Source organism: Escherichia whittamii (assembly GCF_014836715.1).
GTDB lineage: Bacteria > Pseudomonadota > Gammaproteobacteria > Enterobacterales > Enterobacteriaceae > Escherichia > Escherichia whittamii.
In genome coordinates this window covers 1-12,707 of the sequence record NZ_JACSQI010000004.1, presented here as the reverse complement: position 1 = coordinate 12,707, position 12,707 = coordinate 1, and the positions used below count along the sequence as shown (strand labels likewise).

General features: G+C 51.0%; 9 protein-coding genes and 1 CRISPR repeat array (1 of these 10 running past the window's edge). Of the genes, 3 read left to right on the top strand and 6 right to left on the bottom strand.

Annotated features, from left to right (window positions below; genetic code table 11):
* Positions 1-2,142: a CRISPR direct-repeat array (repeat unit 28 nt; unit sequence TTTCTAAGCTGCCTGTACGGCAGTGAAC); it reaches 355 nt to the left of the window's first position.
* Between the two features lie 211 nt (positions 2,143-2,353).
* From clpA to H9644_RS21550, 3 genes are all read right to left on the bottom strand, one after another.
* Positions 2,354-4,630, bottom strand: a complete 2,277-nt coding sequence (gene clpA / locus H9644_RS07850) for an ATP-dependent Clp protease ATP-binding subunit ClpA (RefSeq protein ID WP_064530180.1) — start codon at positions 4,628-4,630, stop codon at positions 2,354-2,356.
* 30 nt (positions 4,631-4,660) lie between these two features.
* Positions 4,661-4,981 (bottom strand): ATP-dependent Clp protease adapter ClpS, encoded by a 321-nt coding sequence (clpS, locus tag H9644_RS07845; RefSeq protein WP_000520781.1) that lies wholly within the window; start codon positions 4,979-4,981, stop codon positions 4,661-4,663.
* 98 nt (positions 4,982-5,079) lie between these two features.
* Entirely contained in the window at positions 5,080-5,154 is a 75-nt protein-coding gene (locus tag H9644_RS21550; RefSeq protein ID WP_214251107.1) for a hypothetical protein, read from the bottom strand.
* A gap of 149 nt (positions 5,155-5,303) precedes the next feature.
* On the opposite strand from H9644_RS21550, the gene cspD reads away from it, so the two are divergent.
* Positions 5,304-5,528 (top strand): cold shock-like protein CspD, encoded by a 225-nt coding sequence (cspD, locus tag H9644_RS07840; RefSeq protein WP_064530179.1) that lies wholly within the window; start codon positions 5,304-5,306, stop codon positions 5,526-5,528.
* Positions 5,529-5,600: 72 nt separating this feature from the next.
* Here the strand turns inward: cspD and macB are convergent, their stop codons facing one another.
* The gene (macB, locus tag H9644_RS07835; RefSeq protein WP_191774083.1) at positions 5,601-7,547 is read right to left on the bottom strand and encodes a macrolide ABC transporter ATP-binding protein/permease MacB; all 1,947 of its coding nucleotides are present in this window, start codon (positions 7,545-7,547) and stop codon (positions 5,601-5,603) included.
* A complete protein-coding gene (gene macA / locus H9644_RS07830) occupies positions 7,544-8,659 on the bottom strand; it encodes a macrolide transporter subunit MacA (RefSeq protein WP_191774081.1) in 1,116 nt (371 codons plus the stop codon). The genes macB and macA overlap by 4 nt, the downstream gene beginning before the upstream one ends.
* A gap of 151 nt (positions 8,660-8,810) precedes the next feature.
* Here macA and H9644_RS07825 point away from each other — a divergent pair, with 151 nt between their 5' ends.
* Positions 8,811-9,767, top strand: coding sequence for a VirK/YbjX family protein (locus tag H9644_RS07825; protein WP_191774079.1), 957 nt, complete (start codon positions 8,811-8,813; stop codon positions 9,765-9,767).
* Here the strand turns inward: H9644_RS07825 and H9644_RS07820 are convergent.
* Positions 9,764-11,422, bottom strand: coding sequence for an ATP-dependent endonuclease (locus tag H9644_RS07820; protein WP_191774077.1), 1,659 nt, complete (start codon positions 11,420-11,422; stop codon positions 9,764-9,766). The two genes, H9644_RS07825 and H9644_RS07820, sit on opposite strands and share 4 nt — an antisense overlap.
* 424 nt (positions 11,423-11,846) lie before the next feature.
* Between H9644_RS07820 and aqpZ the strand changes: the two genes are divergently transcribed.
* Positions 11,847-12,542: an aquaporin Z gene (aqpZ, locus tag H9644_RS07815; RefSeq protein ID WP_064530174.1), complete on the top strand. Its 696-nt coding sequence runs from the start codon at positions 11,847-11,849 to the stop codon at positions 12,540-12,542.
* Positions 12,543-12,707: the final 165 nt, after the last annotated feature.

Sequence of the window (12,707 nt, the reverse complement as noted above, 5' to 3'; positions counted from 1 at the left end):
TGTTGCTTTTCTAAGCTGCCTGTACGGCAGTGAACGGTATATCCATCGCGCGGAGCTGGAAGCGAAATTTCTAAGCTGCCTGTACGGCAGTGAACGGTTTGAGTCTGCTGGATCGTATCTCGGGTGGTTTCTAAGCTGCCTGTACGGCAGTGAACATTCAGACGCCTGAGCCAGCGATCGAACTGCTTTTCTAAGCTGCCTGTACGGCAGTGAACTCGCGCCCGGTGTTTTCTCGTCTTCTATTTCTTTTCTAAGCTGCCTGTACGGCAGTGAACGCGCGAATCGCTGGGCGACGTTGATGATTCAGTTTCTAAGCTGCCTGTACGGCAGTGAACTGGCACAAGTGACTACATCAAGGATGGGGAATTTTCTAAGCTGCCTGTACGGCAGTGAACGTTAAGATGATAACTCGCGTGGCCATCAAACAGTTTCTAAGCTGCCTGTACGGCAGTGAACGTGAATCGCGCGGAACTGGTCCAGCGTCAACCTTTCTAAGCTGCCTGTACGGCAGTGAACCGAATGACAATTACTGACGTGATGGCCGCTCATTTCTAAGCTGCCTGTACGGCAGTGAACTTGTTGTGGATACAGAACAGGGCCGCGCAGCTTTTCTAAGCTGCCTGTACGGCAGTGAACATCGGCGATTAATAAAAATTCCTCCAGCGTGCCTTTCTAAGCTGCCTGTACGGCAGTGAACAACACGCTAAAACTAATCAGCAACATGGAAGACTTTCTAAGCTGCCTGTACGGCAGTGAACAACTCAATCACGTGTTCAGCGTAATGAGTGGGCTTTCTAAGCTGCCTGTACGGCAGTGAACTTGTATTGCGCCTGGGTGACTACATAGCAATCTTTCTAAGCTGCCTGTACGGCAGTGAACACTGCCGGAAAATCGGTGCCAAATTTTGTCAGTTTCTAAGCTGCCTGTACGGCAGTGAACTCCAGGCATAAATCGGCCTGGCGCAATGCTTCTTTTCTAAGCTGCCTGTACGGCAGTGAACGAACGGTTGCAGAAATCGCGCTGACAATATGCTTTCTAAGCTGCCTGTACGGCAGTGAACCTAAAGCGGACAAAACCAACCCCGATAGTGTTTTTCTAAGCTGCCTGTACGGCAGTGAACCAATCCACGTGATAACAACATCCCCCTCTTTTTTTCTAAGCTGCCTGTACGGCAGTGAACTTCGCTGCTGATATATTTTTTTCCCGGCATCAGTTTCTAAGCTGCCTGTACGGCAGTGAACTACAGCCGCCGCCGCTATCGTGGGCGCCGACATTTCTAAGCTGCCTGTACGGCAGTGAACGGGCGCACCTGTACGTAAATATTTACGTGTGTTTTCTAAGCTGCCTGTACGGCAGTGAACGAGATTCGGCGATTTCGGTGCGAAAAATTTCGTTTCTAAGCTGCCTGTACGGCAGTGAACATCAACCCCGCATAACCCCGAATCTGTATATTTTTCTAAGCTGCCTGTACGGCAGTGAACGAACGAGTGAATATTAGTTTTTCAATTAGTGATTTCTAAGCTGCCTGTACGGCAGTGAACATGGGCGCACCGGAGCTGGCGAGGCGCATTGAGTTTCTAAGCTGCCTGTACGGCAGTGAACACGCGAATTATTAGAGATTGTCCGGCCTGACGTTTCTAAGCTGCCTGTACGGCAGTGAACAGGGTGTTCTACACGGGCGCGCCCTGGCGGCATTTCTAAGCTGCCTGTACGGCAGTGAACACCATTTACTTCAGCATAGACAAAATCCCCCTTTTCTAAGCTGCCTGTACGGCAGTGAACAAAATGCACACATTCAAAGACTGGTGGACTTCTTTCTAAGCTGCCTGTACGGCAGTGAACTTCTTTTTTATTTCCCATATGTCAAAGACACGTTTCTAAGCTGCCTGTACGGCAGTGAACCATACATCGTCAATATCGCTTTGCAGGAATTCTTTCTAAGCTGCCTGTACGGCAGTGAACCAGCACAAACCAGCCAGCGATGACAGAATCAATTTCTAAGCTGCCTGTACGGCAGTGAACGTGCCCACAGCAAGCCCAAAGTTGCTCATTGATTTCTAAGCTGCCTGTACGGCAGTGAACTCATCCCGCGCTCTTCACACCACGTCATGAACTTTCTAAGCTGCCTGTACGGCAGTGAACTCAAATACTACACGTTTAGCCCGTTGTTAATAAAGCAAAACCATCTAATTTTCCTGGTGCCACCCTTTTTTATCCTTACCTTCCAGCTGCATTAATTATCAATAACTTACCATCATCATCAAAAAAAGGGTCTGAACCTCCGCCCCCATAAACAAAAAGTCCGTAACCCCTGACGAGATTACGGACTTCATCAACCTACCTAACAAGCTGATTAATGCGCGGCTTCCGGTTTATGCTTTTGTGCACTCTGGAACCCGTAGGTCAGCTCATTTTTCTCTTTATCCAGCGCGACAGTCACCTGGCCACCATCCACCAGCGAACCAAACAGCAATTCGTTAGCGAGCGGTTTCTTCAGGTTGTCCTGAATCACACGTGCCATTGGACGTGCACCCATCGCCCGGTCGTAACCTTTCTCAGCCAGCCAGTTACGCGCTTCCTGGCTCACTTCCAGAGAAACACCTTTCTGATCCAACTGAACCTGCAACTCGACAATAAACTTATCAACGACCTGGTGGATCACATCAGTAGAGAGATGATCGAACCAGATAATATTGTCGAGACGGTTACGGAACTCCGGCGTAAAGATCTTCTTGATCTCTTCCATCGCATCGGTGCTGTTATCCTGCTGGATAAGACCAATGGATTTACGCTCGGTTTCACGTACCCCGGCATTGGTGGTCATCACCAGTACCACGTTACGGAAGTCCGCCTTGCGCCCATTATTATCGGTCAGCGTGCCGTTATCCATCACCTGCAACAGAATGTTGAACACGTCCGGATGCGCTTTCTCGATTTCATCCAGCAGCAGCACCGCGTGCGGATGCTTGATGACCGCATCGGTCAGCAGACCGCCCTGATCAAAACCAACGTATCCTGGAGGCGCGCCAATCAGACGACTGACGGTATGACGTTCCATATACTCGGACATATCAAAGCGCAGAAGCTCAATGCCCAAAGCTTTCGAAAGCTGTACCGTCACCTCGGTTTTCCCGACCCCGGTTGGACCAGCAAACAGGAACGAACCGACCGGTTTATGTTCGTGACCTAAACCTGCACGCGCCATCTTGATGGCTTCGGTAAGCGCCTCGATGGCTTTATCCTGACCGAAGACCAACATTTTCAGGCGATCGCCAAGGTTTTTCAGCGTATCGCGATCACTCTGAGAAACACTCTTCTCTGGAATACGTGCGATACGGGCTACCACGGACTCGATATCCGCCACATTCACCGTTTTCTTGCGCTTACTTACCGGCATCAAACGTGCGCGAGCGCCCGCTTCGTCGATAACGTCAATCGCTTTGTCCGGCAGATGGCGATCGTTAATGTATTTCACCGCCAGCTCCACCGCCGCACGCACCGCTTTCGCGGTATAACGCACATCGTGGTGCGCTTCGTACTTCGGTTTCAGGCCATTGATGATTTGAACAGTTTCTTCGACCGACGGTTCAGTAATATCAATTTTCTGGAAGCGGCGCGCCAGTGCACGGTCTTTCTCGAAAATGTTGCTGAACTCCTGATACGTCGTCGACCCAATCACGCGAATTTTACCGCTGGAGAGCAACGGTTTGATCAGGTTAGCCGCATCCACCTGACCGCCTGATGCTGCGCCCGCTCCGATGATGGTATGGATCTCATCGATAAACAGGATGCTGTTAGTATCCTGTTCCAGCTGTTTGAGCAACGCTTTAAACCGTTTTTCAAAGTCGCCGCGATATTTGGTGCCTGCTAACAGGGAGCCAATATCGAGAGAGTAAATCGTACAATCAGCCATAATTTCCGGCACATCGCCCTGAACAATTCGCCAGGCAAGACCTTCAGCAATGGCAGTTTTACCGACGCCAGACTCCCCAACCAGCAGCGGGTTGTTTTTACGGCGGCGGCAGAGAACCTGAATGGCGCGTTCCAGTTCCTTCTCACGACCAATCAGCGGGTCAATTCCACCCACGCGTGCAAGCTGGTTCAGGTTAGTCGTGAAATTCTCCATACGGTCCTCCCCACCAGCTTGTTCTTCACTGCTCGGCTGGTTTCCGGGTTCAGAAGACTGAGATGGCTCGTCTTTACGCGTGCCATGAGAAATAAAGTTCACCACATCAAGACGGCTGACTTCATGTTTGCGCAACAGATACGCCGCCTGCGACTCCTGCTCGCTAAAGATAGCGACCAGAACATTCGCACCGGTAACCTCACTACGACCGGAGGACTGAACATGGAAGACCGCGCGCTGCAATACACGCTGAAAACTCAAGGTCGGCTGCGTGTCGCGCTCCTCTTCACTGGCAGGCAGAACAGGTGTGGTTTGTTCAATAAAGGCTTCCAGTTCCTGTCGGAGCGCAACCAGGTCCACGGAACACGCTTCCAGCGCCTCCCGGGCCGATGGGTTACTGAGCAATGCCAGTAACAAGTGCTCGACGGTCATAAACTCATGACGGTGCTCGCGCGCTCTGGCGAAAGCCATGTTTAAACTGAGTTCCAGTTCTTGATTGAGCATAGGCACCTCCCCCAATTTTTATACCTGCATTCAGGCTTTTTCCAGCGTACACAGCAATGGATGCTCGTTCTCCCTTGCGTACTTGTTCACCATCGCCACTTTGGTTTCTGCAACCTCAGCGGTAAAGACTCCGCAAATGGCCTTCCCCTGGTAGTGAACAGCAAGCATCAATTGCGTTGCACGTTCTACATCATAAGAAAAGAATTTTTGTAACACGTCAATAACAAACTCCATTGGAGTGTAATCATCATTGACTAATATCACTTTATACATAGATGGCGGTTTTAGCGCGTCGCGAACTTTTTCTTCCGCCAGTTGATCAAAGTCCAGCCAGTCGTTCGTTTTACCCATTGTCAGTTATCATCTTCGGTTATGGTTACCGGCAGAACGCTCTGCCGCTGACAAGAGCATATTTGCCTGACCAATCTACTCCACATGATAGATAATTATCATCTATCGTTGGTATAAGCGACATCAGTGACATTACTGTCAATAGCGTTAACTGCTTCAAATTTTTGATGCATACCTACCCCCTGGCCCCTGTCAAACGCTTGACGACTCGCCCCATTTCTCTAAATTGTATTTCTAGAGTTGGCGAGGTTTTGAACTGCCCCCTCTCTGACCCCGGTTTATTCCATCTTACTTGTATAAGATTTGCGAAGGATGTCGAAGCATGGAAAAGGGTACTGTTAAGTGGTTCAACAATGCCAAAGGGTTCGGTTTCATCTGCCCTGAAGGCGGTGGCGAAGATATTTTCGCTCATTATTCCACCATCCAGATGGATGGTTACAGAACGCTAAAAGCTGGGCAACCCGTTCAGTTTGATGTCCACCAAGGGCCAAAAGGCAATCACGCCAGTGTTATTGTGCCCGTCGAAGTAGAAGTAGCAGTCGCATAGCTCTTCTGTCTCATTGTGTACATCCTAAAGGCAAAATGCCAGCCCGATCGGCTGGCATTTTTATCTCAAAAATCACTCTCGCGCCAAAGCATCCACTGGATCCAACCGTGCCGCATTTCGTGCAGGTAGCCAGCCAAATAAAATGCCCGTAACGGTTGAGCATAAAAACGCCAGCAGCAACGCAAGTGGAGAAAAGCCTATCTCCCAACCGGGTAAAAAAAGCTGTAGGGTGAAGGCAATTAACAGCGACAGCATTATCCCCATCGCGCCGCCCACCAGACAAACCAGCACAGCTTCAATCAGAAATTGTTGCAGAACGTCGCTGGCACGCGCGCCAACAGCCATACGAATACCAATTTCCCGCGTCCGCTCCGTCACCGACACCAGCATAATATTCATGACGCCAATGCCGCCCACCACCAGCGAAATCACCGCCACCAGCGTCAGAAACAGTTGTAAAGTACGTGTGGTTTTTTCGACTGTTTTCAAGACGCCGTCCATGTTCCAGGTAAAGAAGTCTTTTTTGCCGTGGCGCAGCGACAACAAACGGGTGAGTTGTTGTTCCGCTTCGGTGCTGTCATAACCTTCTTTTACTCTTACAGTGATGGAGTTCAGCCACGACTGGCCCATAACCCGCCCGGACATGGTGCTGTAAGGCAACCAGACACGCAGCACTTTACTACTGCCAAACATCGACTGTTTCTCTTCCGCCACGCCAATAACTCTCGCTGGCATATTACCAACCAGAATGACCTCACCAATCACAGTGGCCTTATGCGGGAAAAGCTGGCGTCGGGTGTTACTGTCGAGAACCACCACCTGTGCGCGACCGTTCAGTTGCTCCTGATTAAAGGTGCTCCCTTCGCTGAAGGTCATGCCATACACATTGAAATAATCGCCGCTCACACCGTTGGCGCTGGCGGCAACATCAACATTGTTATAACGCAGCCGCAGGTTTTGCGAGACGGCGGGCGTGGCAGAGGCGACCCACGGTTGTTTTTGTATGGCGACTAAATCATCGTACTTTAGCGCCTGCTGATATTGCGGATCGTCATCGCCAAAATCTTTCCCGGGGTAGACATCAATGGTGTTGGTGCCGATGGAGCGAATATCTGCCAGTACCATTTGTTTAGCCGCGTCGCCTACTACGACGATAGAAACCACCGACGCAATACCAATAATAATCCCCAGCATTGTCAGTAAGGTGCGCATTTTATTCGCTGCCAGCGCCCGCCACGCCATCGTCAGCGCCTCGTTAAAACCGCTGACGAACTGCCGCCAGCCAGACGCTGTTTTGACTATCGGTTCCGCCCCCGTGTCGGTATTCACCTTTTCAATGGCGGGAGGGTTACGCACGATTTCACCGTCACGAATTTCGATCACCCGCTCCGCCTGAGCCGCAACCTGTGGATCGTGGGTAACGATAATCACCGTGTGTCCGCGATCGCGCAACTGATGCAATATCGCCATCACCTCTTCGCCAGAATGGCTGTCCAGTGCGCCGGTAGGTTCATCGGCGAGGATCACCTGCCCACCGTTCATTAATGCACGAGCAATACTGACACGTTGCTGCTGGCCACCGGAAAGCTGGGCGGGATAATAATCTAGCCGTTCTTCCAGCCCCAGTCGTTGCAGCAACTCCTGAGCGCGCAGCAATCGCTGTTTACGCTCAAGTCCGGCATAGACGGCGGGAACTTCGACGTTTTGTTCGGCGGTTAAATGTGAGAGCAAATGATAACGCTGGAAAATAAAGCCGAAATGCTCGCGACGAAGCTGCGCCAGCGCATCGGCGTCCAGCGTGGCAACATCCTGGCCGGCAACGCGATAGGTTCCACTGGTCGCTTTATCCAGGCAGCCGAGGATATTCATCAGGGTCGATTTACCGGAGCCCGACGCGCCGACAATTGCCACCATCTCACCGGCATAAATATCCAGGCTGATGCCCTTTAGCACCTCAACCTGCTCGTCTCCAGCGGGATAGCTACGGCGAATATCCTTTAGTTCGAGCAAAGGCGTCATTGTGCAGCTCCTGGTTTGGCCTCACCAATCACCACTTCATCGCCCGGTTCCAGCCCTTTGACAATCTCAACATCGGTATCGTTGCGCGCGCCAATCGTCACTTCGCGCTCGCGTATTTCGCCATTACGCAGCAGTTTGATTTTATAACGGTTATCGCCAACCGAATCCCCCAGAGCCGACAACGGAATAGTGAGTACGTTTTTCACATCAGTGAGTTGAATGTGGACCTGCGCAGTCATATCCAGGCGCAGTAAACCATTGGGATTTGGCACTTCAAAACGGGCGTAGTAGAAAATGGCGTCGTTGACCTTTTCTGGCGTCGGCAGCACATCTTTAATCTGCCCTTCGTAGCGCGTCAGCGGATCGCCGAGCACGGTGAACCAGGCTTTTTGACCTGGTTTCAGGTGAATGACATCCGCTTCCGACACCTGCGCTTTCACCAACATGGTGCTCATATCCGCCAGAGTCAGAATGTTTGGCGCTTGTTGTGCGGCAATTACCGTCTGCCCTTGCAGAGTGGTGATTTGCGTGACTTCACCTGCCATCGGAGCAACGATGCGGGTGTAATCGAGATTCGTTTTCGCCGTGTCGAGAGACGCCTGATTCCGTTTGATTTGCGCGTCGATAGTCCCTATTTGCGCCTGTTTAACGGCCATCTCCGTCGCTGCGGTGTCGAGATCTTGTTGCGAAACTGCTTGCGTTTGCGCCAGTCGTTGCTGGCGTGAGTATGTCACCCGTGCCAGTTTCAGTTCAGCTTCTGCCTGTTGCCTTTGCGCACGCAACTCCATCAGTGTCGCTTCCACTTCCTTGATCTGGTTTTCCGCCTGTTCAGGATCAATAACCCCTAAAAGCTGATCTTTTTTCACTTTATCGCCAATCGCCACCGACAGCGTTTTCAACTGACCGCTGACCTGCGCGCCCACGTCAACCTTACGCAGCGCGTCCAGTTTTCCGGTCGCCAGCACGCTTTGTTGCAAATCACCAGGGCGCACGATCAATGTCTGATAAGTCGGCACGGGCGCATTGAGTGTTCTCCACAACGCAATCAACGCGGCGATGACTATCACCAGCGCAATAGCGTAACGCTTCTTAAGGTTTTTTCGCTTTTTCATAAATACTCTGAATGCTCCATATACGCGTACGGGGCTGCCAACTTCAACGAAACATCAACAAAAATATAAAATTTACGTTAGCAATTACACGATTGATGTTTGGTTAAGATACGCAATGGTGAAATCGGCGTCATGTATAACCATTGGTTTCATGAATATGTCGCAGCTAACTGAACGCTCCTTTACGCCATCTGAATCTCTCAGCAGCCTGTCTCTTTTTCTTAGTCTGGCACGCGGACAGTGTCGACCAGGTAAATTCTGGCACCGACGTAGCTTTCGTCAGAAATTTTTGCTGCGCTCTTTGATTATGCCGCGTTTAAGCGTTGAGTGGATGAACGAACTTTCCCACTGGCCTAATCTCAGAACGTTGTTAACGCGTCAGCCACGCCTGCCGGTTCGCCTGCACCGCCCTTACCTTGCCGTGAATATGTCCCGTAAGCAATTGCTGGAGGCGTTACGTTACCATTATGCGTTGCTGCGCGCGTACATGTCGGCGGAAGAGTTCAGCTTATATTTGAACACCCCGGGACTGCAACTTGCGAAGCTGGAAGGAAAAAACGGCGAGCAGTTCACCCTTGAACTGACCATGATGATCTCAATGGATAAAGAAGGTGACAGCACAATTCTGTTCCGCAACAGCGAAGGTATTCCTCTGGCGGAGATCACATTTACACTGTGTGAGTATCAGGGGAAAAGGGCGTTATTTATAGGCGGGCTGCAAGGTGCGAAATGGGAAATTCCACACCAACAGATCCAGAATGCGACGAAAGCCTGCCACGGGATATTTCCCAAACGACTCGTGATGGAAGCGGTCTGCCTCTTTGCGCAACGCTTACAGGTCGAACAAATTATTGCTGTCAGCAATGAAACACATATTTACCGCAGCCTGCGTTATCGCGATAAGGAAGGGAAAATCCATGCTGACTATAACGCGTTCTGGGAATCGGTTGGCGGCGAATGCGATGCCGAGCGACACTACCGGCTTCCCGATCGAATCGCGCGAAAAGAAATTGCGGATATCGCCAGCAAAAAGCGAGCTGAATACCGTCGACGCTACGAGATGCTCGACGCTATTCAGCCTCAGATAGCCATGATGTTTCGCGGTTAATCAGCCCGACCACGAGCCAGCCATAGCACGCGCGAGAACATTTTTTTCAGCAACGTAGGCACAGATTCCACACCGCGCCGTCCGGCCTCCATAGCAACTTCAATGGCAAGGTCGGGCTTGGAAGAGCGATGGATCGCTTTTGAAATAACTTTGCGCAAATTCATCGGCACGTTTTCCGGGATCTGCGCCACGCGATGGAACACGTCGGAAAACCCCTGGCGATACATAAAATGTTCCATATCCAGCGCCGGTAACGTTGTCAAATGTTCACGTTCAGCTTCGCGATCGTTATTCAGCAGGCTACGTACCGTTGCGGCATATTTCTTCCCGGCTTCATCGCCATCGACCAACACATGCCACTCAATCCCCATCCGCCGGGCAAATTTAACCAGTGGTTTTAATCCGGACTGGGCAAACTCAATGACCTTAATCCCTTCAGCATCGAAATGGTGTCCACACTGGCGCGCCAGTTCGTTGATAACCCAGGTTTCCGTTTCCCCTTCCACCAGCAACCAGCAGCGAGCAAACAGCGATGACGGACGATTAAAACGAATGTGAAAAGAGATGCGGCGGCTGTCTTCGGTGCTCAAGCCACTTGGCCCCAGACGCCAGGCGGCAACGCGAGAAGATTCACGCACCAGGCGGCAAACATGTTCCACTGGGGTTAACGAAAGCAGCTCGCCAGAGTTGGTGGTGGCAATGCGTTGTAAAGGCAAAAGATTCAACAGATGCCAGGCAACGGAAAGCATAATCGGATGCAGGCGGGTTTCTGGATCTTCTATTAGCAATAACGGACGCGCGTCTTTATCCAGTCGCAATGTCCCTTTTGCCTGCAATAAAGTGGCGAACAGGCCGAGTAAAATGACCCGATACGAACGCCCTCCTGGTCTGTCAATCATCCGGTTGATGATATCGAGATAACGCCAGCTCCGTTGCTCATTGCTGGCTCGCCGACGCATTAAGCGATATCTCGCCTGCCCGGCCCCTTGCTCCGAGAAATAATGCTCAAGCAGTTGCACCATTGCCGAAAGCCCCTGGCGAATCTGCCCATCGGAGAGATTTTGCGGATGCGAGGATAACTCGCGGGCGAGAAAATCCAACTGGCGCGCGGTGACTTCCACATTGGGTGCATTTGGTACAGTTCCATTGCGAATGCGGCGCATAAAGCGGGCGTCACGCAAACGCAGAACCGGCATCAACCGCACCAGATGACGCGCCTGATCGTTAATATCCTCGACATCAATCGGATGTCCGTCTTTATCGAGAAAGCTGCGTAGTGTCATCACGCTGCCATCTTCCGCGCTCTCCCCTTCCAGACGGTAAAAAATGCGGTGATAACCATCGGTACAGGGCGCCCAGCATGCTTCAAGCGGGCGATAACGGCGTACACGATGCCGTCCTGGCAGCGATTCGCGAAAGGTCAGAATGATATGCAGATGGTGTTCCCGACCATTGATATCACCTGGCGGAAACCAGAAATCATCGCGTTCAAAATGGTAGAGGTCTGACTCTGGCGATAACAGCAGGGTTAAGGCGTCCAGCAAGCTGGATTTACCCCACGCGTTCTCCCCAATCAGGACGTTGTTTTGCTCCAGCATCAAAGACAATCGGTTGATACCACGAAAGCCCACAATTTCAACGCGCTCAAGAATCATATCCCCTCCAGAAATATGTTACTCATCCTTTACTCTGGCAGTATAACGGGAAAGGCCGAGACAATACGTGATGACATCACAATTAAGCATGGCAAATGTCTGAAAAATGAGCGAATAATTGTGTTATACGCCTTCATGTTGCCTCCCCCTTAAAAACAACAAAATCAAATAATTAACCTTATAAATTATTTTTTATTACCTCTAAAGGCTTATTTCCACCGTTTGCACTACACTGTCAATCAGGCAAATGACTATATGGGGGAACTTACTGTTGCCCTAAATCAAAATTACTGGATTTATTTATCTGGCGAATGACTCGCCTTCGTTTTTAAAATACCAATGCATTATTTCTGTCGTCATTTTTTACGGCGACCATATAAAACGACCATATTGTTCACAGGGTCAATTTTTAATTGAGGTGGATATGTTCAGAAAATTAGCAGCTGAATGTTTTGGTACTTTCTGGCTTGTATTTGGTGGCTGCGGTAGCGCCGTGCTGGCGGCAGCGTTCCCGGAATTAGGCATTGGCTTTGCTGGTGTCGCGCTGGCGTTTGGTCTAACCGTGCTGACGATGGCCTTCGCTGTCGGTCATATCTCCGGTGGCCACTTTAACCCGGCGGTCACTATTGGTTTATGGGCTGGTGGCCGTTTTCCGGCAAAAGAAGTGATTGGTTACGTAGTAGCCCAGGTTATCGGCGGTATTGTTGCGGCGGCACTGCTGTATTTAATCGCCAGCGGTAAAGCTGGGTTTGACGCGGCGGCCAGCGGCTTCGCTTCTAACGGTTATGGCGAGCATTCACCGGGCGGCTATTCCATGCTTTCTGCACTGGTGGTTGAACTGGTATTGAGTGCTGGTTTCTTGCTGGTGATCCACGGTGCAACCGACAAATACGCTCCGGCAGGTTTTGCGCCGATCGCTATTGGTCTGGCATTAACGCTGATTCACTTAATCAGTATTCCGGTGACTAACACTTCCGTTAACCCGGCGCGCAGCACCGCGGTTGCCATCTTCCAGGGCGGCTGGGCGTTAGAACAGCTGTGGTTCTTCTGGGTAGTGCCAATTGTCGGCGGTATTATTGGTGGTCTGATTTACCGGACCCTGTTGGAAAAACGCGATTAATTAGCGCAAAAGGCCTGACGCAATGTCAGGCCTTTTTTTAAGATGTTGTTATATGTTGATTCATCATCTTGTTGCGCTCCTTTCATGAGTTAAGCCACATATTGCCACTGGCGCAAGGAGCACGCCGGGGGCGGCCAATAGCCGCCCCCCCCAGCACCCCCCGGC

What these genes read in the sequence shown, in the direction of transcription:
- clpA (WP_064530180.1), bottom strand. Translation starts at nt 4,630, where the DNA reads ATGCTCAATCAAGAACTGGAACTCAGTTTAAACATGGCTTTCGCCAGA.
- clpS (WP_000520781.1), bottom strand. Translation starts at nt 4,981, where the DNA reads ATGGGTAAAACGAACGACTGGCTGGACTTTGATCAACTGGCGGAAGAA.
- cspD (WP_064530179.1), top strand. Translation starts at nt 5,304, where the DNA reads ATGGAAAAGGGTACTGTTAAGTGGTTCAACAATGCCAAAGGGTTCGGT.
- macB (WP_191774083.1), bottom strand. Translation starts at nt 7,547, where the DNA reads ATGACGCCTTTGCTCGAACTAAAGGATATTCGCCGTAGCTATCCCGCT.
- macA (WP_191774081.1), bottom strand. Translation starts at nt 8,659, where the DNA reads ATGAAAAAGCGAAAAAACCTTAAGAAGCGTTACGCTATTGCGCTGGTG.
- H9644_RS07825 (WP_191774079.1), top strand. Translation starts at nt 8,811, where the DNA reads ATGAATATGTCGCAGCTAACTGAACGCTCCTTTACGCCATCTGAATCT.
- H9644_RS07820 (WP_191774077.1), bottom strand. Translation starts at nt 11,422, where the DNA reads ATGATTCTTGAGCGCGTTGAAATTGTGGGCTTTCGTGGTATCAACCGA.
- aqpZ (WP_064530174.1), top strand. Translation starts at nt 11,847, where the DNA reads ATGTTCAGAAAATTAGCAGCTGAATGTTTTGGTACTTTCTGGCTTGTA.